This is a genomic window from Streptomyces tubbatahanensis (assembly GCF_022699385.1).
GTDB lineage: Bacteria > Actinomycetota > Actinomycetes > Streptomycetales > Streptomycetaceae > Streptomyces > Streptomyces diacarni.
The window spans coordinates 1,521,318-1,541,576 of the sequence record NZ_CP093846.1; the positions used below are offsets into that span (position 1 = coordinate 1,521,318).

General features: G+C 73.4%; 22 protein-coding genes. 8 read left to right on the plus strand and 14 right to left on the minus strand.

Features of this window, described 5'->3' with window-relative positions; all coding sequences use genetic code 11:
- From MMF93_RS06560 to MMF93_RS06585, 6 genes are all read right to left on the minus strand, one after another.
- Positions 1-1,023, minus strand: a complete 1,023-nt coding sequence (locus MMF93_RS06560; protein WP_242750131.1) for a phosphotransferase family protein — start codon at positions 1,021-1,023, stop codon at positions 1-3.
- A gap of 170 nt (positions 1,024-1,193) precedes the next feature.
- On the minus strand, positions 1,194-1,343 hold the full coding sequence (locus MMF93_RS06565) for a hypothetical protein (protein WP_181860766.1): 150 nt from the start codon (positions 1,341-1,343) through the stop codon (positions 1,194-1,196).
- Between the two features lie 199 nt (positions 1,344-1,542).
- Entirely contained in the window at positions 1,543-2,028 is a 486-nt protein-coding gene (locus MMF93_RS06570; RefSeq protein WP_242757310.1) for a gluconokinase, read from the minus strand.
- A 38-nt stretch (positions 2,029-2,066) separates the two neighbouring features.
- Positions 2,067-2,411, minus strand: a complete 345-nt coding sequence (locus MMF93_RS06575; RefSeq protein WP_242750132.1) for a DUF202 domain-containing protein — start codon at positions 2,409-2,411, stop codon at positions 2,067-2,069.
- Complete coding sequence (locus tag MMF93_RS06580; RefSeq protein ID WP_242750133.1) at positions 2,408-2,806, minus strand: YidH family protein; 399 nt, start codon at positions 2,804-2,806, stop codon at positions 2,408-2,410. The genes MMF93_RS06575 and MMF93_RS06580 overlap by 4 nt, the downstream gene beginning before the upstream one ends.
- A gap of 84 nt (positions 2,807-2,890) precedes the next feature.
- On the minus strand, positions 2,891-3,415 hold the full coding sequence (locus MMF93_RS06585; RefSeq protein ID WP_242750134.1) for an NUDIX domain-containing protein: 525 nt from the start codon (positions 3,413-3,415) through the stop codon (positions 2,891-2,893).
- Positions 3,416-3,532: 117 nt separating this feature from the next.
- Here MMF93_RS06585 and MMF93_RS06590 point away from each other — a divergent pair, with 117 nt between their 5' ends.
- The gene (locus MMF93_RS06590) at positions 3,533-5,188 is read left to right on the plus strand and encodes an FAD-binding dehydrogenase (RefSeq protein WP_242750137.1); all 1,656 of its coding nucleotides are present in this window, start codon (positions 3,533-3,535) and stop codon (positions 5,186-5,188) included.
- A gap of 75 nt (positions 5,189-5,263) precedes the next feature.
- Here the strand turns inward: MMF93_RS06590 and MMF93_RS06595 are convergent, their stop codons facing one another.
- The 4 genes from MMF93_RS06595 to MMF93_RS06610 all read right to left on the minus strand — a co-directional run bounded on the left by MMF93_RS06595 (position 5,264) and on the right by MMF93_RS06610 (position 9,482).
- A complete protein-coding gene (locus tag MMF93_RS06595) occupies positions 5,264-6,232 on the minus strand; it encodes an NADPH:quinone oxidoreductase family protein (RefSeq protein WP_242750138.1) in 969 nt (322 codons plus the stop codon).
- Positions 6,233-6,278: 46 nt separating this feature from the next.
- Positions 6,279-6,923, minus strand: a complete 645-nt coding sequence (locus MMF93_RS06600; RefSeq protein ID WP_423835578.1) for a TetR/AcrR family transcriptional regulator — start codon at positions 6,921-6,923, stop codon at positions 6,279-6,281.
- Positions 6,924-6,990: 67 nt separating this feature from the next.
- Positions 6,991-8,661, minus strand: coding sequence for an AMP-binding protein (locus tag MMF93_RS06605; protein ID WP_242757314.1), 1,671 nt, complete (start codon positions 8,659-8,661; stop codon positions 6,991-6,993).
- Between the two features lie 2 nt (positions 8,662-8,663).
- Positions 8,664-9,482: an SDR family oxidoreductase gene (locus MMF93_RS06610; RefSeq protein ID WP_242750139.1), complete on the minus strand. Its 819-nt coding sequence runs from the start codon at positions 9,480-9,482 to the stop codon at positions 8,664-8,666.
- Between the two features lie 436 nt (positions 9,483-9,918).
- Between MMF93_RS06610 and MMF93_RS06615 the strand changes: the two genes are divergently transcribed.
- Both MMF93_RS06615 and MMF93_RS06620 read left to right on the plus strand, forming a co-directional pair.
- Entirely contained in the window at positions 9,919-10,500 is a 582-nt protein-coding gene (locus tag MMF93_RS06615; protein WP_242750140.1) for a hypothetical protein, read from the plus strand.
- A 147-nt stretch (positions 10,501-10,647) separates the two neighbouring features.
- Positions 10,648-11,112, plus strand: a complete 465-nt coding sequence (locus MMF93_RS06620; protein WP_242750141.1) for a MaoC family dehydratase — start codon at positions 10,648-10,650, stop codon at positions 11,110-11,112.
- Between the two features lie 55 nt (positions 11,113-11,167).
- Here the strand turns inward: MMF93_RS06620 and MMF93_RS06625 are convergent, their stop codons facing one another.
- Positions 11,168-11,845, minus strand: a complete 678-nt coding sequence (locus MMF93_RS06625; protein WP_242750142.1) for a TetR/AcrR family transcriptional regulator — start codon at positions 11,843-11,845, stop codon at positions 11,168-11,170.
- 163 nt (positions 11,846-12,008) lie between these two features.
- Between MMF93_RS06625 and MMF93_RS06630 the strand changes: the two genes are divergently transcribed.
- Positions 12,009-12,608, plus strand: a complete 600-nt coding sequence (locus tag MMF93_RS06630; RefSeq protein ID WP_242750143.1) for a hypothetical protein — start codon at positions 12,009-12,011, stop codon at positions 12,606-12,608.
- A 22-nt stretch (positions 12,609-12,630) separates the two neighbouring features.
- Here the strand turns inward: MMF93_RS06630 and MMF93_RS06635 are convergent, their stop codons facing one another.
- Both MMF93_RS06635 and MMF93_RS06640 read right to left on the minus strand, forming a co-directional pair.
- On the minus strand, positions 12,631-13,716 hold the full coding sequence (locus MMF93_RS06635; RefSeq protein WP_242750144.1) for a zinc-binding dehydrogenase: 1,086 nt from the start codon (positions 13,714-13,716) through the stop codon (positions 12,631-12,633).
- A gap of 35 nt (positions 13,717-13,751) precedes the next feature.
- Positions 13,752-15,170 carry an aldehyde dehydrogenase family protein gene (locus tag MMF93_RS06640; RefSeq protein ID WP_242750145.1) on the minus strand — a complete coding sequence of 473 codons (1,419 nt, stop codon included), beginning with the start codon at positions 15,168-15,170 and terminating at the stop codon, positions 13,752-13,754.
- A 167-nt stretch (positions 15,171-15,337) separates the two neighbouring features.
- Between MMF93_RS06640 and hmgA the strand changes: the two genes are divergently transcribed.
- Positions 15,338-16,699, plus strand: a complete 1,362-nt coding sequence (hmgA, locus tag MMF93_RS06645; RefSeq protein WP_242750146.1) for a homogentisate 1,2-dioxygenase — start codon at positions 15,338-15,340, stop codon at positions 16,697-16,699.
- 80 nt (positions 16,700-16,779) lie between these two features.
- Positions 16,780-17,541, plus strand: a complete 762-nt coding sequence (locus tag MMF93_RS06650) for a GntR family transcriptional regulator (RefSeq protein ID WP_242750147.1) — start codon at positions 16,780-16,782, stop codon at positions 17,539-17,541.
- 186 nt (positions 17,542-17,727) lie between these two features.
- On the opposite strand, the gene MMF93_RS06655 is transcribed toward MMF93_RS06650, so the two are convergent.
- Positions 17,728-17,994 carry a hypothetical protein gene (locus MMF93_RS06655; RefSeq protein WP_114013541.1) on the minus strand — a complete coding sequence of 89 codons (267 nt, stop codon included), beginning with the start codon at positions 17,992-17,994 and terminating at the stop codon, positions 17,728-17,730.
- A 296-nt stretch (positions 17,995-18,290) separates the two neighbouring features.
- Between MMF93_RS06655 and MMF93_RS06660 the strand changes: the two genes are divergently transcribed.
- Both MMF93_RS06660 and MMF93_RS06665 read left to right on the plus strand, forming a co-directional pair.
- Positions 18,291-19,418, plus strand: a complete 1,128-nt coding sequence (locus tag MMF93_RS06660; protein ID WP_242750148.1) for a DUF5925 domain-containing protein — start codon at positions 18,291-18,293, stop codon at positions 19,416-19,418.
- Positions 19,419-19,592: 174 nt separating this feature from the next.
- Positions 19,593-20,201, plus strand: a complete 609-nt coding sequence (locus MMF93_RS06665) for a hypothetical protein (RefSeq protein WP_242750149.1) — start codon at positions 19,593-19,595, stop codon at positions 20,199-20,201.
- The last annotated feature ends 58 nt before the right edge of the window (positions 20,202-20,259 follow it).

The window sequence follows — 20,259 nt, forward strand, 5'->3', positions numbered from 1 at the left end:
TCAGCCCTTCCGCAGTGTGGTGAGTCCGTTGTCGATGAAGACCGGGACGAGTTCCCCGATCCGGTCGAAGCCGGCGCCGACGGTCTGGCCGAGCGTGAAGCGGTAGTGGATGCCCTCCAGGATCACGGCGAGCTTGAAGTAGGCGAACGCCGTGTACCAGTTGACGCGGGTCACATCCCGTCCTGACAGCCGGGCGTAGCGCTCGATCAGCTCGGCGGCCGAGGGGTGACCCGGCGCGGTGCTGGTCGTGCTGACGGGCGAGTCGGGGACGTCCTGACGCTCGCTGTACATGGCCAGCAGACCCAGGTCGGTCAGCGGGTCGCCGAGGGTGGACATCTCCCAGTCGAGCACCGCGGCCACCCGGTCGCCGGCGTCCACCAGCACGTTGTCGAGGCGGAAGTCGCCGTGCACGACCGTGGGCGCGGGCGAGACGGGCTGCGCCTCGCCCAGCGCGCCGCGCAGCTCGTCCATGCCCGCCAGCTCCCGGCTGCGGGACGCCTCCAGCTGCTTGCCCCACCTGCGCAGCTGCCGCTCCAAGAACCCCTCGGGGCGCCCGAAGTCGCCGAGCCCGACCGCTTCGGGGTCCACGGAGTGCAGGGCCACCAGCGTCTCGGGCAGGGCGAGGACGACCTCGCGGGTGCGCTCGGGGCCGAGCGGGGCGAGCTGCCCGGCCGTACGGTACGGGGTGCCCTCGACGTGCTCCATGACGTAGAAGGGCGCCCCGAGCACGTCCGGGTCCTCGCACAGCAGCACGGTGTCCGGCACGGGTACGGGGGTGTCGCGCAGCGCGCTGATGACGCGGTGCTCGCGGGTCATGTCGTGTGCCGTGGCCAGGACGTGGCCCAGCGGGGGGCGGCGCACGATCCAGCGGCCGACCCCGTCGGTGACCCGGTACGTCAGGTTCGAGCGACCGCCCTGGACCACCTCGGCGCTCAGCGGACCCCGTACGAGGCCGGGCCGCTCGCGCTCCAGGTGCGCGGCCAGCCGCGCCAGATCGAGGCCGGGCGGGTTCTGTTCGCTCATCGTGCGCGCTCCTTCGGCATCGGTCGCGTCCGATCATGCCGACTAGTCGGTATGGCGTCCAGAGGGAGCGGCGCGGATCACCGGACGACCGCCCCATACGTCCCCGGTGTCCCGAAAGTCTTCGACGCGGCCCGGCCGCGCCACGGAGGGGCGCCGGCATCGGCCGCCGCTCAGCCGAGCGCGACCACGGCCAGGATCAGCACGCCGACCGTGAGCACCACGATCAGGGCGAGCCCCGAGGGGTTGCGGTGGTTGAGGACGTAGCCGTTCCTGGAACGCTCGTCGCGTACGAACAGCGGCTCGTTGTCACCCATGGGCATGGCACGAAGGCTAGGGCGCCACCCGTGTGCCTGTCATCGGACTTCGGGCGGAAAGCGGTGTAACGCACACCGTTCCGCACACGAACGGGACGAAAGAGACAGAGGGGGTGGGTGAGGCGGAGGGGGCTGGTGAGACGGACAGGAAACGAGGGGCGGCACCGCGGAACCGCGAAGGGCGCGCCGGGAAGGGGCCCGCACCTCAGCGGACCCCGGCGCGCTCCAGCTCCGCCAGCGCCTCGGCCCTGGTCTCCTGCGGCGTGCCCGCCACCGAGACCGCCGCGCCCCGCTCGTCGTCCCCCAGCGGCTCCAGCGCCTCGAACTGGGAGCGCAGCAGACTCGGCGGCATGAAGTGGCCCTCGCGCCGGGCCACCCGCTCGGCGATCAGCTCGAAAGAGCCCTCCATATGGAGGAAGAAGAGCCGCGAGGAGGCCTGCCGCAGCCGGTCGCGGTAGCGGTGCTTGAGCGCGGAGCACACCAGCACGGCCCCGTCCTCGCCGTGCCGGGCGAGCCAGTCGGCCATCGCGTCCAGCCACGGAGCCCGGTCGGCGTCGTCCAGCGGAACACCGGCGGACATCTTCTCGATGTTGTGCCGGGGGTGGAAGGCGTCCGCGTCGGCGAACGGCACGCCGAGCGCGTCCGCCAGCCACTCCCCCACGGTGCTCTTGCCTGACCCTGACACACCCATCACCACGACGAGCGGCTCGCACGGGTTCACTCCACGGTTCACAGCAGCACTCCTGACACCACGACCAGCACCAGCACACAGACCAGTGTCCCCATGACCTGGGCGGCGCCCATGGGAGACGGGCGGGCACCGGAGAGCGCGCCGATCCTGCGGTGTGCCGTCAGCAGCAGGCCGAGCCAGGCGAGTACCCCGACAGCGGCCGCCGCCACGGCGGTACCCGTCCGCTGCTCGACGGCGACCCGGGCCGCCAGCGCGACGGAGACGGCGAACGTGAGCGTCGTACGGCGCCAGGCGAACCAGGTGCGCTCGGGTTGTGCGCCGGGGTCGCGGGGGGCCGGCTCGTCGCGCTCGTCCGCGGGCACCCCGCCGGGCGTAGGCGTCATCGGCCCCCCAGCCCGAGCACGACGACGGCGATCACCAGCACCGCCGCCGCGGCCGTGGCCGCCGCCAGCACCACGGGGAAGCGGGAGGCGGGCAGGTCCTCACCGCGCCGCATGGCGCGCTCGCAGCGCACCCAGTGGTTCACGGCGCGGAAGGCGCACAGCACCGCGCCCGCCAGCAGCACGATCGCCACCGTGGTGCGCACCCCCCAGCGCAGCCCCGTCAGGAACTGGTCCACCGCGATCCCGCCCGCCACCAGCGCCAGCGAGGTGCGGATCCAGGCGAGGAAGGTGCGCTCGTTGGCGAGCGAGAAGCGGTAGTCGGGCGTGGTGCCCTCTTCCCTGAGCCGCTGGGGGGCGAACCACAGCCTGACGGACGCCGAAATCCGGTCGCGCATGGCTCAACCGTACGCGGTGACCTGCGGCAATCTCGCGCCGGGACACCTGCCGGGGCCTTGCGCGCGGAACCTGCCTGATTCGCCTCAGAGCGCCGAGAGCCGGCGATGGCACTCCAGCCCGTCGGGCACGACCAGACCGTCCCGCTCCCACCCGGCAAGCCGCCGCTCCAGCTCCTCCTCCGCGAGGAAGTCCCACCACTCGACCTCTTCCGCCTGCGGCCGGACGGGCAGCGTGCACACGACCTCGTAGACCGCGAGGAACCAGGAGTACTCGGGCGTCTCGAAGAGGAACCTCGTCCGCCGCTCGGGCATCGCCAGCCCCTGAACGCCCAGCTCCTCCTCCGCCTCGCGCAGCGCAGCCGTGTCGTAGTCCTCGCCCGCGCCGACGACGCCGCCCACCACCACGTCGTACATCCCCGGGAAGATCAGTTTGGTGGGGGTGCGGCGGTGCACGAAGAGCCGGCCGCGCGCGTCGCGCACCCGGATGGACGTGCTGCGGTGCCGCAGCCGCTCGGCGTAGACCTCACCGCGCGGCCGCTGTCCGACCACCCGGTCGTGTTCGTCCACGATGTCCAGCAGCTCGTCCGCCGCGCGCGCCCGCTCCGTCATACGCCCATCCAAGCACCGCACACCTACCGCGCGGGGCAGGAGGGGTGTGCGCGGGCGGACCCGAAGGTTACTCTCCGGTCACCAGTGCGGGACACGCGTCGACAAAGAGGTGGGAGCATGGCGTACGACGCCGATGTGATCGTGATCGGAGCCGGGCTCGCGGGGCTCGCCGCGACCGCCGAACTCGCCGAGGCGGGACGCCGCGTCATCCTGCTCGACCAGGAACCCGAACAGGCGCTCGGCGGCCAGGCGCACTGGTCCTTCGGCGGCCTCTTCTTCGTCGACTCCCCCGAACAGCGCAGGATGCGCGTCAAGGACAGCCGCGAGCTCGCCTGGCAGGACTGGCTCGGCACCGCGGCCTTCGACCGGCCCGAGGACCACTGGCCGCGCCGCTGGGCCGAGGCCTACGTCGACTTCGCCTCCGGCGAGAAGCGCGCCTGGCTCCGCTCCCAGGGCCTGAAGATCTTCCCCGTCGTCGGCTGGGCCGAACGCGGCGGCTACGACGCGGGCGGGCACGGCAACTCGGTCCCCCGCTTCCACATCACCTGGGGCACGGGGCCAGGACTCGTCGAACCGTTCGAGCGGCGGGTACGCGCCGGTGTCGCGCGCGGCCTGGTCGAGCTGCGCTTCCGCCACCGGGTGACCGGCCTGGAGCGCACCGCAGGCGCGGTCGACACCGTGACCGGCGAGGTGCTGGTGCCCAGCGCAGCGCCGCGCGGAACCGCCAGCAGCCGCGAGACCGCCGACGCCTTCTCCCTCCGCGCCCAGGCCGTCATCGTGACCTCGGGCGGCATCGGCGGCAACCACGATCTGGTGCGCGCCAACTGGCCCGAGAGGCTGGGCACGCCGCCACAGAAGATGCTTACCGGGGTGCCGGCGCACGTGGACGGCCTCATGCTCGGCGTCACCGAACAGGCCGGCGGGCGGATCATCAACCGCGACCGCATGTGGCACTACACCGAGGGCATCGAGAACTGGAACCCCATCTGGTCCCGGCACGGCATCCGCATCCTGCCGGGACCCTCCTCACTGTGGCTGGACGCCACGGGCGAGAGGCTGCCCGTCCCGCTCTTCCCCGGCTTCGACACCCTCGGCACGCTCGACCACATCATGCGCACGGGCCACGGCTACACCTGGTTCGTGCTCAGCCAGAAGATCATCGAGAAGGAGTTCACCCTCTCCGGGTCCGAGCAGAACCCCGATCTGACCGGACGGTCCGTGCGCGACGTCCTCGGGCGGGCCCGGCACGGCGCGCCAGGGCCCGTGCGCGCGTTCATGGAACACGGCGCCGACTTCGTCATCGAGAGCGACGTGACCGCACTGGCACGCCGTATGAACCACCTGACGGGCGAGGGACTGATCGACGCCGACACGCTGCGCCGTACGATCGCCGCCCGCGACCGTGAGATCCGCAACCCCTTCGCCAAGGACGCGCAGGTCACCGCCGTCCACGGCGCCCGCCGCTACCTCGGTGACCGCCTCATCCGCGTGGCGTCCCCGCACCGGCTGCTCGACCCCGCGGCCGGGCCGCTGATCGCCGTCCGGCTGAACATCCTCACCCGCAAGACGCTCGGCGGGCTGGAGACCGACCTGTCCTCCCGCGTCCTCACCGAGAGCGGCGACCCCCTCCCCGGCGTCTACGCCGCCGGGGAGGCCGCGGGCTTCGGCGGCGGCGGCGTCCACGGCTACCGCTCCCTTGAGGGCACCTTCCTCGGCGGCTGCCTCTTCTCGGGCCGGACGGCAGGGCGGGCCGCGGCGCGGGCCGTCGGCTGACCCGGCTTCCCCGCCCGCCCGCTCACGGGGCCGGCGTTCCCGTGGGCGGGCGTGCGCGACGCCGCCGCCCGGCCGTCAGCCCGGCAGGACCACGACGCGTCCCGTGGTGACGCCGTCGAAGACGCGCTGCACCGCGTCGGCCGCGCCGTCCAGGGCGACGCGCTCGCTCACCAGGGGCTTGATCAGGCCCTCGGCCGCGAGAGCGGTCAGCTCCCGGTGGCAGCTGTCGACCGAGGCGGGGTCCCGCTGCGCGTACAGGCCCCAGTGGAGGCCGAGAATGGAGTAGTTCTTGATGAGCGCGTGGTTGAGCCCCGGCGTGGGCACGGCGCCGCTCGCGAAGCCGACGACCACGATGCGGCCCTCGAAGGCGACGCACTTGGCGGAGGCGGCGTAGGCGTCACCGCCCACCGGGTCGTAGACCACGTCGGCGCCCGCGCCGCCGGTGGCCTCCTTGACCGCACGCACGACGTCGTCGCGGCGCCGGTCGACGACGACGTCGCAGCCCAGCTCGCGGGCCACCTCGGCCTTCGCCTCGCCGCCGACGACGCCCACCACCCGCGCCCCCGCGGCCTTGCCCAGCTGCACGGCGGCGCTGCCGACGCCACCGGCGGCGGCGTGCACGAGCAGGGTCTCGCCCTCGCGCAGGCGGGCACGGCGGTGCAGAGCGAACCATCCCGTCTGGTAGCCGACGTGCAAGGCGGCGGCCTCGGCGTCGTCCAGCGCCTCGGGCGCGGGCCTGGCGCTCTCCTCGCCGATGACGGCCAGCTCACCGAGGGCGCCGCAGGGCAGTTCGGGCGCTCCGAGCACGCGTTCGCCCGCGCGGGGCCCGCCGACGATCTCGCCGCACAGCTCGACGCCGGGCGTGAACGGCAGCGGGGGACGGACCTGGTACTCGCCGCGGCACAGCAGGGCGTCCGGATAGTTGATGTTGGCGGCCCGCACCCGTACCAGCAACTGGCCCTCGCCGGGATCCGGGTCGGGTATCTCCTCCAGCCGCATCACGTCGCGGGGTTCGCCGTTGGTGTGGACGCGCCAGGCTCGCACGGACTTTCCTCTCGTTGACGGGGGGGCGGGCGCACGTGCCCGCGGGTCAGGGACGCAGGGAGCGCAACAGCAGGTCGGCCAGGTGGTCGGCCACCTCCTGGGGGGACAGCCGGCCGCCGGGCCGGTACCAGCTGCTGAGGTGGTGCACGGATCCGAAGTGGTAGTCCACGACGAGGTCGGCGGGGGTGGCGTCGCTGAACACCCCGTCGCGCCGGCCCTCCTCGATCAGCGCGCGGAACCTCTCGTGGTAGCGCCGCCGCTCGGCGCGCACCTGCTTCTGCTTCTCGGGCGAGAGCTGGTGCATGGAGCGGAAGAAGATCATGGCGTCGTCGAGGTTGTCGATGGTGGTGACCACGACGTCGGCGGCAACCTGCCGCAGCCGGTCCTCGACGGGGGCCTGCCGCCCGGCGAGCAGGTCGAGCCGCTCCTGCTGGAGCCGCAGCAGGCGGCTGTAGATCTCGTGGAGGAGGTCGTCCTTGGAACCGAAGTAGTGGTAGAGAGCGCCCTTGGTGACGCCTGCCGCCTCCACGATCTCCTGCACGGAGGTGCGGTCGTAGCCCTGCTGGGCGAACAGACGGGTGGCGGCCTCCATCAGGCGCTGCGGCACGGGCGCCGGCGCGCCGCCCGAACCGTCCGCGCCCGCCGGCGCCGCCGCACCGTCCCGACCAGCCGAACCGGCCCTGGCCGCCATGGCCGTCACCTGCCTCTCCCTCGTCGTTCACCGAGCGGGGCCGCCGCGGCCCGCCGCGGTCGCACGCTCACGCGTCCCCCGGGCGGGAACGCAGCTCCCGACGCAGGATCTTCCCACTGGTGGTCTTGGGAAGCTCGGCCAGGATCTCCACCTCGCGGGGGTACTTGTAGGCGGCCAGCCGCTCCTTGCAGTAGGCGCTCAGCTCCTCGGGCGCCGCCTGGCTGCCGTCGCGGAGGCTGACGTACGCCTTGACGGTCTCGCCGCGGTAGGCGTGCGGGACACCGACGACGGCGGCCTCGCGGACGGCGGGGTGCGCGTACAGCACGTCCTCGACCTCACGGGGCCAGATCTTGAACCCGGAGGCGTTGATCATGTCCTTCTTGCGGTCGACGACGTACAGCCAGCCGTCCTGGTCCATGAACCCGATGTCGCCGGTGCGCAGTTCGCCGTCCGGGATGGCCGCGGCGCTCGCCTCGGGCCGCCGCCAGTAGCCCGGGACGACCTGCGGGCCGCGCACGGCGATCTCGCCCTGCTCTCCGAGGGGAACCGGCGCGCCCGCCTCGTCCAGGATGCGTACGAGGGTGTCGGGGCCCGGCACGCCCACCGCGAGGGTGCCGGAGGCGGGGTCGACCGGTGCCTCCCTGCCCGGCGGTACCGAGGCGCAGGGGGCCGTGCACTCGGTCAGCCCGTAACCGTTGCCGATGTAGGGGCCGAACGCGGCGCGGAACTTCTCCACCAGCGCCGGCGGCAGGGGTGCGCCGCCCGAGGAGAGGTGCCGGAAGGAGCTGAAGTGTTCGCGGGTCACGTCCGGGTGCGCGGCCAGTGCCATGAACGCGGTGGAGGGGCCGACGGTGAAGGCGGGCCGGTGCTCCAGGAAGGCGTCGAGGACGACGCCCGCGTCGAACCGGTAGGCGAGCGCCAGCGTGCCCCTGTTGGCGAGGCAGCCCGACAGCTGGGCGACCATGCCGGTGATGTGGAACAGGGGCGCCAGCGCGAAGACGGTGGAGCCCTCGGGTAGATCCGAGCCGACCCGCTGCCGTTCCGCGTTGAAGGAGATGTTGGCGTGTGTGTTCATGGCGCCCTTGGGGGCGCCGCTGGTGCCGGAGGTGTAGCTGATGAGGGCGGTATCGGCGCCGGTCAGCTCCCGTGCGGCGGGTGCCGGCGCGCCGGAGCGCGCGGCGGCGAGCAGGTCGGTGGCGTCGTGCGCGGGCGCGCACCGCGCGAAGTCGAGCACGCGGGCGTCGTCGCGGGTCTGCAGGTCCCGCTCGCACGCGGTCAGGACGGTGTGCACGCCGGTGCCCGCGGCGGTGGCGCGCAGCCGGCTCTCCCAGGCCAGGTCGGAGCACACCAGCGCGGAGACCTCCGCGTCGGCGAGCACGTGGGCGACCTCGCGCTCCTTGTACATCGGGTTGACGGGCACGACGGTGCCGCCGGCCTTCCAGGCGCCGAGCAGCGCGAGCACGTAGTGCGGGGTGTTCTGCAGCATCACGGCGACCCTGTCGCCGTGCCGCAGCCCGCGCCCGGCCAGGTGGGCGGCCACGCCGTCGGAGAGCGCGTCGGTCTCGGCGTAGGTGAGCCGCCCGTCGAAGTAGGCGAGCGCGGTGCGTTCGGGCACCTCGCCGACCGCCGCGCGGAAGGCGTGCAGCAGCGTCTCGGGCGGGCTGACGGGGGTTCGCTGCGCGGCGGTGAGCTGGGCGAGCCAGGGCTTGTCCTCGTAGGTGGGGCCGGACGGTGTCATGCTCACTCCCCCTCCGTGGTGGCCGGCCGGGCTTCGGTCTCCGCGCCGCTTGCGACGCGCTCCTGCGTGCGTTCGACCTTCTGTTGCAGGCGGTTCATCCCGCTCAGCCAGGCGTCCGTGTCACCGGCGCGCGCGGTGTAGAGGCTGTGCGTGGTGGGGTGCGGCAGGACGAGGAACCGGCCGTCGTCGAACGCCGCGAACAGCGCGTCGGCGACGGCTTCCGGGGCGATGGCGCCGGGACGGAGCACGAGGTCACCGGCCGTTCCTGTGGCCGTGAGCATGTCCGTGCGTACCCCCTCGGGGCAGATGGCGTGGACGTCCACCCCGCGGTGCCGGTAGGTGACCGAGAGCCACTCGGCGAACGCCAGTGCCGCGTGCTTGGTAACGCTGTAGGGGGCCGAGCCCACCATCGTCAGCAGGCCGGCCGCCGAGACGGTGGAGACGAAGCGGCCCTGCCCGCGCTCCAGCCAGCCCGGCAGCAGCTCACGGGCCGCCCGCACGTGCGCCATGACGTTGAGGTCCCAGGTGGCGTCCCACAGCGCGTCGGGTGAGTCGGGACCGCCCTCGGTGCCCACCCCCGCGTTGGCGCAGAAGATGTCGACCGTTCCGCCGAGCGCCTCGCGTGCGCGAGAGACGACGGTGGCGGCGTCACCGGGGACCGCGGTGCCGCCGGTCTCCTCGGCGACGGCCGCGGCGGCCGCGGGGTCGAGATCGTTCACGGCGACCGAGGCGCCCTCGGCGGCGAATCTGCGGGCAAGGGCCGCTCCGATGCCGCCACCCGCCCCGGTGACGACGACGGCACTGTCGCGCAAGGACTTCATCGGCTGCGCCTCCCAGTCGAGCGGGCTCGTTCTCCTCCGGCCCCGTTGCGGGCCCGTGCGGCGGGTCGTGCCGCCGGCGTGTCCGCCCGGCAGACTAACCAGTCGGTATGTTGTTGCGGAAGGGGTGCTTCGGCAATCCCGGCGACGGTGCGACACAGGTTCGGGAACGACAGCGGGCCAGGGCTCGTTCTCCCGGATGTGCGCGGCGCGCGGCGGCGCGTGCGCGTGACGGGTGGAGAGCACGGAAGCGGCTGCGTCCGGTGAGGCGGGAAACCGTTCCTTACAGGAATAGCGGCCCGTTTCCGGGGTAATCCGCCACGCCGAAGCAACTGCGCGCTGCCCGCGCGAAAAAAGCATCGCCGGAGACGGATCCGCGACGCGGGGTCGTACGTCACATCCTCGACGACACGGGTCCTCTCCGCCGGAGGTGGGATGATTGGCCGGTTTCAGAGCGCTCGCTCGACAAGTCCGTGACCCTGACAGAGACCCGTCGCAACGGCGGCAGGCCCTGCGCAAGTGCCTGGAGCGGTTCGCGCCGTACGGCCACCGCGCCACGTGGCAGCACCTGTGCGCCAACGCCGGGTTCCACCCCGACGACCGGGAGCCGGATCCCGCGCTGCTCGTCGCGGCGCTGGAGGAGCTCGAAGAGGCCCGCGCGGTCTGGCTCGGCTACGAGTCGGAGGTCGCCGCCCGCCGCAAGCGGGAGAAGCGGGACGGGATCAGACAACCGACGGCGCTGGATGAGTGGCACCGCCTCACCTGGGGCGGCAGATCGCTGCTGCGGTGCGATCCGTCGCAGCCGCCGACGCCGCGCCTCGCCGACGTACTGCGCCGTCTGATCTCCGTGATGGACGTGTGCGAGATCCCGCCGCAGCGCCGCGGTCTGCGCCTCGACCCCGGCGGTGCGCGCACGGAGATCCGTACGGAGGGCGCGGGCCGGCGCGAGCCGCGCAGAGCCCACCGCCCGAGCGCCGCCGCCCGGCTCGGCTTCAGTTCCCCGCTCCCCTCCCAGGGCTGAGGCCCCTTGCAGGGCTGGAGCCCCACCCGCTCCGCGGGACGGGGCTGGCGTACCGGTGGGACGGGCTGGCATGCTGACCCGCGAGTGCTGAGCAACCGCTTAGCCACATCCCGCTTGATGACACAGCGCGCGTGGGAGGACATATCCATGGCGGAACCACGGGTCTTCACCTCGCCCGACGAGCTGCGGGCAGCGGTCGGCGAGGAACTCGGCAGCAGCGACTGGCTCGAGGTCGACCAGAAGCGGATCGATCTGTTCGCCGACGCGACGGGCGACCACCAGTGGATCCACGTGGACCCGGAGCGCGCCGCCGGCGGTCCGTTCGGCGGCACGATCGCGCACGGCTATCTCACCCTCTCCCTGCTGCCCGCCCTGGTGCCGCAGATCATGCGCGTCGACGGCATGAGGATGGGCGTCAACTACGGCGTCAACAAGGTGCGTTTCCCCTCCCCCGTGCCCTCCGGAACCCGCGTGCGGGCCCGCGCGACGCTGACGGACGTGAGCGAGGCGTCCGACGGCGGCGTGCAGGTCGCCGCGCAGGTGACGGTCGAGCGCGAGGGCGCCGACAAGCCGGTGTGCGTCGCGGAGAGCCTCAGCCGCTACTACTGGTGAGCGCCGGGCCGCCCGGCGCGGGGACGGCGGCCGGGCCTGCGTGCGGTTCCCGCGCTCAGGCCGTGTGACCCGCCATGCGCAGGGCCAGGTCGGCGTACAGGGCGCCGATCTCGTCCGGTGTCCGGCGGCCTTCCGGGCTGAACCAGCGCGCGACGTCGATGCACAGCGACATCACCGCCAGCGCCGTACCGCGGATGTCCGCGATGTCGAACTCCCCTGTCGCGACACCGTCTTCGAGTACGCCGCGCAGGATCTCCTCGCTGCGGCGCCGGAGCGCGACGATGTACTCGTAGTGCTCCGCGTCGAGCGCCGCGAGCTCGTACTGCACCACCCGCGCGGTGGTGTGGTGCTCGGCGTGCCAGCGCACGAAGGCTCGTACGGCGCGGGCGAGGCGCGGGGCGCTGCCGCCCGCGCCCCCCTCCCGCGCGGTTCCCCGCGCGGCGCCGCCCGCCCCCTCCGCGGCCCCGGTGGTCGCGGTGCCCTGGGCCGCTTCCGTCAGCACCGCGACGGAGCGCTCGTGGCCGACCCTGCTGATGTGGAAGAGCAGCTCTTCCTTGGTCTTGTAGTGGATGTAGAGCGCCGCCGGGCTCATGCCCGCGCGGCCGGCGATGTCGCGGGTCGTCGTGGCGTGGAACCCGCGTTCGGCGAAGGCCTGCACGGCGCCCAGCAGCAGCCTGCGGGCGGCGTCGGGGGTGACGCCACCGAACGATTCATCGGTCTCGACCGTCGTCATCCGGCCAGCCTACCCCGGCAGTGAGCGGTCGCTTAGCGCTTCCGTCGCCGCAACCCGCCACAGCGGCGGGCGAGGCTGCGGGACCCGGACGGCAGCGTGCGGTAAAGAGAGCCGTATGCCACATTCGCGCACAGGTACCGCCGTTCGTCCGAGACCGCGGGCGGTGGGCGCCGTCCTGGCCGCCGCCGCACTGTGCGGCCTGACCGCCTGCGAGGCCTCCGACTCGTCGCTGTACGCGGGTCCGGGCGAGGAGTCCTCGACCGCCTCCCCCACCTTCTCCCCCGAGAAGGGCCCGAGCTCCTCCCCGTCCCCCTCGGCTCTCCCGCCCTCCGCACGCCACGCGCTGAGCGCTGCGCGGACCGCGCGCGACGCCGTTCCCGACAGCACCCCGTACCACCTCGTACGCGACCACGAGGGCACGCCCGAGTGGGAGATCAAACTGTCCGCGGCGCGCGGCAGCGAGTGGACGGTGTCGGTCTCCGACGACGGCCGCACGGTGACCGACAAGCACGAGGACACCCGCCCCGACGATGCCACCGGCAGGCTGTCCGACTTCGCCGTCTCCCTGCCGCAGGCGGTCCGCGAGACGGCCCACCGCCTCGCGGACCAGGAGCTCACCGAGGTCGCCACCAAGAAGAACACGAAGGGCACCGACCTGTGGGAGGTCAGCACGGCGACCGGCACGAGCGCCGAAGCGGAGGAGGTGCACACCCTGATCGACACCGAGACCGGCAAGGTCGTGCGCGAGAAGCGGGAGGAGTGAGCTGCCGCCCGGGCCGCCCCGCTCAGAAGACCACCAGCGTGCGCCCGCCGCGCCCGGCGCGCAGGGCATCGAAGGCGGAGCCCACCTCCTCCAGGGCGATCCGCTCGGTCACCAGCGCCCCGAGGTTCAGCCGCCCCTCCCGCACGTGCTCGGCCAGCAGGGGTACGTCCCGCGCCGGGTCGGAGTCGCCGTAGACGCAGCCGCGCAGCTCGCGCGCGAAGTGGAAGATCTCCAGAGCGGAGAAGGACACCCGCTCGTCCTTCCCTCCGATGCCGACGACGGTGGTCCGCCCGCCCCTGCGGGTGGAGTCCCAGGCCGCGCGGATCGTCTCGGCGCGGCCCACGCACTCCAGCGCGACGTCCACGCCGTACCCGCCCTCGGTCAGCGCGCGCACCTGTTTGGCGGTCCTGTCCGTGGCGGGCACGAAGTCCGTCGCCCCGGCGGCCCGCGCCAGCCCCTCCTTCTCGCCGGAGACGTCCACCGCGACGATCCGCCCGGCGCCCGCCAGCCGCGCCGCCTGGAGGGTGGCGAGGCCGACGCCGCCCACGCCGTACACGGCCACCGACTCCCCGGGGCGCACCCGCGCGCTGTGCAGGACCGCGCCGTACCCGGTGAGCATCGCGCAGCCCAGCAGAGCCGCGTCCTGGAGCGGCACGCCGTCGGGCAGTGGGAGGACGGCCCGCTGCGGGACGACGGTCTCCTCGGCGAAAGCGGCGACGGACAGCCCAGGGTAGAGCGCGTCACCGCCCGCCGTCCGCGCGTAGGGGGCGGTGGTGGCCTCGTTGGCCCGCACGCACAGCCACGGCTCTGACAGGCGGGCGCAGAAGTGGCACGCGCCGCAGTTGGGCGCCCAGTTGAACACCACGCGCTCGCCCGGCTCGAGCCCGGCCACGCCCTCGCCCACGGCGACGACGGTGCCGGCCCCCTCGTGCCCGAGCACGGCGGGTACGGGCTGGCGCAGCGTGCCGCCCGCGAGGGACAGGTCGGAGTGGCAGACCCCCGCGGCGGCGAGCCGCACACGCACCTGCCTGGGCCCTGGGTCGGGCAGGTCGATCGAGGTGATCTCCAGCGGGGCCGAGACGGCGGGCAGGACGGCGGCGCGGACCATGGGGGCTCCCAAGGGGGTGAGGGGGACGGGACCGGTCAGAACTGGAGGGACTTGGTCTGCAGGTACTCCTCGAGACCGTGCCGGCCCAGCTCCCGCCCGACGCCCGACTGCTTGTAGCCACCGAACGGGGCGAGCGGGTTGAACCGGCCGCCGTTGATGTCCACCTGGCCCGTCTCCATACGGCGGGCGAAGGCGACGGCCTCGTCCTCGTCCTCGGACCACACGGCGCCGGCCAGCCCGTAGACGGTGCCGTTGGCGATGCGCAGCGCGTCCTCGGTGTCCCGGTAGCTGAGGACGGACAGGACAGGACCGAAGATCTCCTCCTGCGCGAGGGTCATCTCGGGGGTGACGTCCGCGAAGACGGTGGGCCGCACGTAGTGGCCGCGCTCTCGCCCCTCGGGCCGCTCCGCGCCGCCCGCGACGATCCGGGCGCCCTCCTCCTGGCCGCGCCTGATGTAGCCGGTGACGCGCTCGTACTGCTTGGCGTTGACGACGGGTCCCACCCGGGTGACCTCGTCCAGCGGGTCGCCGGTGACGTAGGCGGCCACCGCGTCGGCGGCCAGCCGTACGGCCTCGTCGTAGCGCTCGGCGTCCACCAGCATCCGGGTCCAGGCGCTGCACGTCTGCCCCGAGTTGGACATCACGTTGGCGACGCCGGCCTTGACGGCCTTGGCCAGGTCGGCGCCGGGCAGGATCACGTTGGCGGACTTGCCGCCGAGTTCGAGGGCGACCCGCTTGACACCGCGCGCCGCCGCCGCGCCCACCTGGCGGCCGACGGCGGTGGAGCCGGTGAAGGAGAGCAGATCGATGCCCTCGTGCTCGGCCAGCGCCTGGCCCGCTTCCGTGCCGAACCCCGTGACGAGGTTGAAGACGCCCGCCGGGACACCCGCCTCGTCCACCGCCTCGGCGAACAGCTGGGCGACCAGCGGGGTGTCCTCGGCCGGTTTGAGCACCATGGTGCAGCCGACGGCGAGGGCGGGAGCGGCCTTGGCGACGATCTGGTGGAGCGGATAGTTCCACGGGGTGATGGCGCCGACCACACCGACGGGCTCGCGCAGCACCCGCGAGTTGCCCACCTGCTCCTCGAACGGGTACTCGGCGGCGAGCTGGGCGTAGCTGCCGCTGACCGCGATCGGGGCCGCGGCGTGCACCTTACGGGAGAGCGTGAGCGGCGAGCCGAGCTCGGCAGTGACCGTCTCGGCTATCTCGTCGCGCCGGGCGATGAGGACCTGCTGGAGCGCCTCGAGCCGCGCGGCGCGCTCGGCCGGCGGCGTGGCCGACCAGCCGGGGAGCGCGGCGCGGGCCGCGCGCACGGCCGCGTCGACGTCCGCGGGTCCGCCGGCGGGCACGGTGGCCAGCAGCGTGCCGTCGGCGGGGTTGGTGACCTCGATCGTGCCGGATCCTGCCGCGGGCCGCCACGAGCCGTCGATGAACATGCCGTCGTGTGCCTTCATGGGCCAAACCTACTGTCGGGTCACCTCGGTGTCAGCAGGCCGTCGGGGTGCGGTGGGTCACCGGGGCGCGGCCCGGCGCGGCGGGCGGGCGGGCGCAGAGCGTTGACGGGACCCGGCGGCATTCCTATGGTCTCCTACAGGATTCCTCTCTGCGGCGGGAGTTGGCGATGGGCCAGGGCACGACCAGCACGACCAGCACGACGGCAGTCCGGTCACGGCAGCGGGCACGCGAGGAGGCCGCCGCCCTCACCTACCTGTCGGGGTTCGGCAACGAACACAGCAGCGAGGCCGTGGCCGGCGCGCTGCCCACCGGGCGCAACTCGCCCCAGCGCGCCCCGCTGGGCCTGTACGCGGAGCAGTTGAGCGGCACCGCCTTCACCGAGCCGCGCGCCCACAACCGCCGCTCGTGGCTCTACCGCATCCGCCCCTCCGCCGCCCACCCCCGGTTCGAGCGCACGGACAACGGCGGGCTGCGCGGCACCCCGTTCGACGAGACGGTCCCCGACCCCAACAGGCTGCGCTGGGGCCCGATGCCCGACCCAGCGCCCGGCACCGACTTCCTGGCAGGGCTGTGGACGCTGGGCGGCAACGGCGACGCGCGGGAGCGCAGCGGCATGGCCGTCCACCTGTACGCCGCCAACGCCTCGATGGCCGACCGGGTCTTCAGCGACGCCGACGGGGAGCTCCTGCTCGTGCCCGAGCGCGGCGGGCTGCTGCTGCGTACCGAGTTCGGCCTGCTGCACGCCGAGCCCGGGCACGTGGCGCTGATCCCGCGCGGGGTGCGGTTCCGCGTGGAGCTGCTGGAGGAGACCGCACGCGGCTACGTGTGCGAGAACCACGGCCGCCCCTTCGCCCTGCCCGACCTGGGCCCGATCGGCGCCAACGGCCTCGCCAACCCCCGCGACTTCCTCGCGCCGTCGGCCGCGTACGAGGAGGCGGAGGGCCCCGTCGAGGTCGTCACCAAGTTCTGCGGCAACCTGTGGCACGCCGTCTACGACCACTCGCCGCTCGACGTGGTCGCCTGGCACGGCAACCACCTGCCCTACGTCTACGACCTGCACCGGTTCAACGTCCTGGGCAGCATCAGCTACGACCACCCGGACCCCTCCCTCTTCACCGTGCTGACCTCGCCCTCGGACACCCCGGGGCTCGCGGGCGTGGACTTCGTCGTCTTCGCGCCCCGCTGGCTGGTGGGCGAGGACACGTTCAGGCCGCCGTACTTCCACCGGAACGTGATGAGCGAGTACATGGGTCTGATCGAGGGGGCCTACGACGCGAAGGCCGAGGGCTTCGTGCCCGGCGGCGGATCGCTGCACCCCATGATGTCGGCGCACGGCCCCGACCGGGAGACCTTCGAGCGGGCCTCGGCGGCCGAGCTGGCGCCGCAGAAGATCGACGACGGGCTCGCCTTCATGTTCGAGACCCGCTGGCCCCTCTCCCTCACCCGCCAGGCAGCCGAGGCCGCACACCTGCAGAGGGACTACGACGCGGTGTGGCAGGGTCTGGAGCGCCACTTCCCGGCCCCCTGACGGCGCTTGGCCCGCCCCCTGTCGTCGCCGCCCCGCGCCCGGCAGGGGGACAGCCGCCCACACCCGTTCGAGGCACGCCCATGACGCCACTGTTCACCCCGGAACCCGTCGAGCTGAACCGGAAGCTGCCCCTCTGGTACCAGGTCACGCAGTCGCTCCGCGCCTCCATACTGGGCCGACCTCCCCAGGCCCCCGACCGGCTGCCCCCCGAGGACCAGCTGGCGGGCCACTACGGCGTCAGCGTGCTGACCATGCGCCAGGCCCTCAAGGAACTGGAGACGGAGGGTTTGATCAGCAGGCACCGCAGGCGCGGCACCTTCATCCAGCCCGACGCACGCCGCGCCCGCCCCGTGCGGCTGCTCGGTTCCGTCGACACCATCGTCGCGCAGCAGTCCGGCGAGCACACCACCCTGCTCGGCCACGGGCCCGAGCCGGTGCCCGCCGAGCTGGCCGAACACTTCCCAGGGCAGCGCGAGGCGGTCGCCTACCGCAGGCTGCGCCGCGACCGGGAGAGCGACGAGCCCACCAACTGGGCGGTGAACCTCATCCGTGCCGACGTGGCCGAGCACGTCGACGTCGAGGACCTGCGCCGCGGCCGGCCGATGACCAAGGTGCTGCGGGACGGCGTCGGAGTCCGCATCAGCCGGATCACGGACACGGTCGAGGCCCGGCTGGCGGACCCGCAGACCGCACGGCTGCTCGACGTACCGCTGCTGAGCCCGATCCTGCACTACACGGGGGTGACCTACGACGGCGAGGGGCGCGTGGTGGACGTCGTGCGGATCCACTACAGAGGGGACCGCTTCGCCTTCTCCGTCACGCTGGAGAACGTGGCGGACTGAGCCGGAAGCGGAGCCCGCGTCGGGTGGCCTGACGCGGTGAGCGCGTGACGTGGCGAGCGGCGCGGGCGTCGTCCGCGCGAGCGGGGCCGGGAAGTCGGGCCGGGGCCGGGCGGGCCCGAAGGTGGCGGTCGGTGCTGAAAGAGCAGCCGCCGGCGCTGTCGTCGAGGAACAGCCCGGCGGCCGTCGTCAGCCGCGCCCGCCGAAGAGCGAGCGGCGCAGCTTGCGCAGCGGCGCGAAGAGCGAGACCCGCGCGCTGCGGTTCCTCGCCCGGCTCCGCACGGCGTCGCGCTGCGTGATCTCCCGCATCAGCGTCGTCGCGTCCTCCGCCTCGACCTGGGGGACGGCGGGTCCTGCGAGCACGGAGAGGTGCCGGTCGAGACGCGAACTCGTCGCGCCAGTGCCGCATGTGATCGCGGGCACTCGCGCCCTGCTGCCGACTGTTATCTGTTCCATGTCACTCCCCACCCGTACGAGGGCACCCGGCCCGGGCAGAGTAACCCTATCTCCCGACTACGACATGCGTGCATCCCGGTCACAGCATTCACCTGCCCCACAAGGCGGTTGACGAACACGGTACGCCGTTTTCCGCTCGCGCGGACACCCCGCGAATCGGCGCAAACCCGGACACAGCACCGGAGTTCGGGAAGCGCCGGGCGCACCCAGGGGGCTCACGGCACCTGGCCGGCGCGCGGGTGGCGCGCCGCGAAACCCATGTGCGGGGCGGGCCACCATGCCGGATCATGGCCGTTATGAGTACCGACCGGAAGCAGACCGCGGCCCCGCCACCGACCGCCCCCGAAGCGGCGCTGGTCTCCCGGCTCCAGATCGACGACAGCGACTCGACCGGCGACGTCATCGACGCCCTCTTCCTGGGCCGCTTCACCCTCGGGGAGCAGCCGTTCTCGCGCAGCCACACCGTCGACCGCGTCAGGAAGGGGAGCACCCTGCTGCCGCCGGGCGCCCACGTGCTGCGTGAGGCCAAGGACGACAACTCCGGATCGGTGCTCGCCGAGGGGGACGGCTGGACGGTCCGCGTCTCGCGCTGGCAGCGGGGCGCGGAGGTCACCGTCACCGCCGTCACCGACGAACTCGCCGAAGCGCAGCTGAAGCAGGCCGTCGACGGCGCGGAGGACGAGCCCGAACCCCAGGAGGACCAGGTCTCCATGGGCTTTTGGTACCACTCCCCCATGCGCGGCCCGCGCCGCACCTCGCGCACCATCAGCGCGGGCCCGTGGTCGGACGTACGGCAGAACTACACCGCACGGGTCGCCACCGCCATGGACGACCTGATGAAGGTCACCCCCGAGGACATCTCGGGACGCCTCCTGCTGCTGCACGGGCCGCCCGGCACGGGAAAGACCTCGGCGCTGCGGACACTGGCACGCTCCTGGAGCGACTGGTGCCAGGTCGACTGCGTCCTCGACCCCGAGCACCTCTTCAACAACATCGGCTACCTGATGGACATCGCCATCGGCGCCGACGACTCCGACCCCGAGACCGGGCGGTGGCGGCTGCTCCTGCTGGAGGACTGCGACGAGTTGATCCGCGGAGAGGCCAAGTACGCCGCCGGGCAGGCGCTCTCCCGGCTGCTCAACCTCACCGACGGGCTGCTCGGGCAGGGGCGCAACGTCCTGGTCGGCGTCACCACCAACGAGGACCTGGAGCGGCTGCACCCCGCCGTGGTGCGCCCCGGACGGTGCCTGGCCCGCATCGAGGTCGGCTCCCTCAGCCGGGAGGAGGCCGTCTCCTGGCTCGGCACCGACGAGGGCATCGGCCGCGACGGCGCCACCCTCGCCGAGCTCTACGCCCTCAAGAAGGGCAGGCCGACCGCCCACGTCCCCGGCCAGGAGCGGGCGGGAGCCGGTCTGTACCTGTGACGTCCCGGGGCCCATGCCCCCTGCGGATACGGAAACCCCCCTCCCCTCCCCCGGAGTCCCCCGGAGCCCCCCGGAGTTCGCGCGGGAGGGGGCCGGGGCCGCCGAGGACAACCTTCCGCCCTCCCCGGCTGTCTGTCACCACACGACCGCTCGCATCCGGGGGAGGACCCACCCATGCGCACCCGCACACTCACCCGCGCGGCCACCGCCGCCGCCACCCTCGCCCTGCTGACCACCGCCACGGCGACCGCGACCGCCACCGCGGCCCCAGCGCCCGGCTTCCTGGAGGCGGACGACCTGCCCCCGCACGCCTCGTCCCCGTGGCACGCGGGCGAGGTCACCCGGGGCCTGCCCGACCCCGAGCCCTTCTGCATGGAGGGCGCCGTCCCGGACAAGGGCGCGACCCACCACCGCTCCTTCGGCACCGACTACGACACCCACGCCGTCCAGATCGCCGTCACCACCGCCTCACCGAAGGCGGCGGCCGCGCTCGCCGACAGGCTGGAGGCCCGCGCGGCGAACTGCGCGGCCGACTGGCTGCGCGAGAACCCGGGCGCTTCGGCGTCGTGGGACGACTACGGCACGGTGGAAGCGGGCGAGAGCGCCCACGTCTTCGGCGTGCACACCGCGCCGCCGGAGTCGGAGCACGGCGTCAACCTCTTCGCGGTGGTGAGCAAGGGGAAGAAGGTCACCGTCGTGCGCTGGGCCCAGATGGGCACGCTGGAAGACGCCCCGGTGGACGCCTTCCGCATGACGACCACCAAGGCGGCGGCCCGCCTGTGAACCAAGGCGGCGGCCCGCCCGTGAACGAGGGCGCGGGTCGTTGCCTGATCCAGCAGGT

Excerpts from the sequence above, each read along its gene's own strand:
- MMF93_RS06610 (WP_242750139.1), bottom strand. The coding sequence starts at position 9,482 with ATGAAGTCCTTGCGCGACAGTGCCGTCGTCGTCACCGGGGCGGGTGGC.
- MMF93_RS06625 (WP_242750142.1), bottom strand. The coding sequence starts at position 11,845 with ATGACGACGGTCGAGACCGATGAATCGTTCGGTGGCGTCACCCCCGAC.
- MMF93_RS06575 (WP_242750132.1), bottom strand. The coding sequence starts at position 2,411 with ATGACGCCTACGCCCGGCGGGGTGCCCGCGGACGAGCGCGACGAGCCG.
- MMF93_RS06665 (WP_242750149.1), top strand. The coding sequence starts at position 19,593 with ATGCGCACCCGCACACTCACCCGCGCGGCCACCGCCGCCGCCACCCTC.
- MMF93_RS06650 (WP_242750147.1), top strand. The coding sequence starts at position 16,780 with ATGACGCCACTGTTCACCCCGGAACCCGTCGAGCTGAACCGGAAGCTG.
- MMF93_RS06620 (WP_242750141.1), top strand. The coding sequence starts at position 10,648 with ATGGCGGAACCACGGGTCTTCACCTCGCCCGACGAGCTGCGGGCAGCG.
- MMF93_RS06570 (WP_242757310.1), bottom strand. The coding sequence starts at position 2,028 with ATGGGTGTGTCAGGGTCAGGCAAGAGCACCGTGGGGGAGTGGCTGGCG.
- MMF93_RS06640 (WP_242750145.1), bottom strand. The coding sequence starts at position 15,170 with ATGAAGGCACACGACGGCATGTTCATCGACGGCTCGTGGCGGCCCGCG.
- MMF93_RS06660 (WP_242750148.1), top strand. The coding sequence starts at position 18,291 with ATGAGTACCGACCGGAAGCAGACCGCGGCCCCGCCACCGACCGCCCCC.
- hmgA (WP_242750146.1), top strand. The coding sequence starts at position 15,338 with ATGGGCCAGGGCACGACCAGCACGACCAGCACGACGGCAGTCCGGTCA.
- MMF93_RS06580 (WP_242750133.1), bottom strand. The coding sequence starts at position 2,806 with ATGCGCGACCGGATTTCGGCGTCCGTCAGGCTGTGGTTCGCCCCCCAG.
- MMF93_RS06600 (WP_423835578.1), bottom strand. The coding sequence starts at position 6,923 with ATGGCGGCCAGGGCCGGTTCGGCTGGTCGGGACGGTGCGGCGGCGCCG.
- MMF93_RS06605 (WP_242757314.1), bottom strand. The coding sequence starts at position 8,661 with ATGACACCGTCCGGCCCCACCTACGAGGACAAGCCCTGGCTCGCCCAG.
- MMF93_RS06655 (WP_114013541.1), bottom strand. The coding sequence starts at position 17,994 with ATGGAACAGATAACAGTCGGCAGCAGGGCGCGAGTGCCCGCGATCACA.
- MMF93_RS06565 (WP_181860766.1), bottom strand. The coding sequence starts at position 1,343 with ATGCCCATGGGTGACAACGAGCCGCTGTTCGTACGCGACGAGCGTTCC.
- MMF93_RS06590 (WP_242750137.1), top strand. The coding sequence starts at position 3,533 with ATGGCGTACGACGCCGATGTGATCGTGATCGGAGCCGGGCTCGCGGGG.
- MMF93_RS06635 (WP_242750144.1), bottom strand. The coding sequence starts at position 13,716 with ATGGTCCGCGCCGCCGTCCTGCCCGCCGTCTCGGCCCCGCTGGAGATC.
- MMF93_RS06560 (WP_242750131.1), bottom strand. The coding sequence starts at position 1,023 with ATGAGCGAACAGAACCCGCCCGGCCTCGATCTGGCGCGGCTGGCCGCG.
- MMF93_RS06585 (WP_242750134.1), bottom strand. The coding sequence starts at position 3,415 with ATGACGGAGCGGGCGCGCGCGGCGGACGAGCTGCTGGACATCGTGGAC.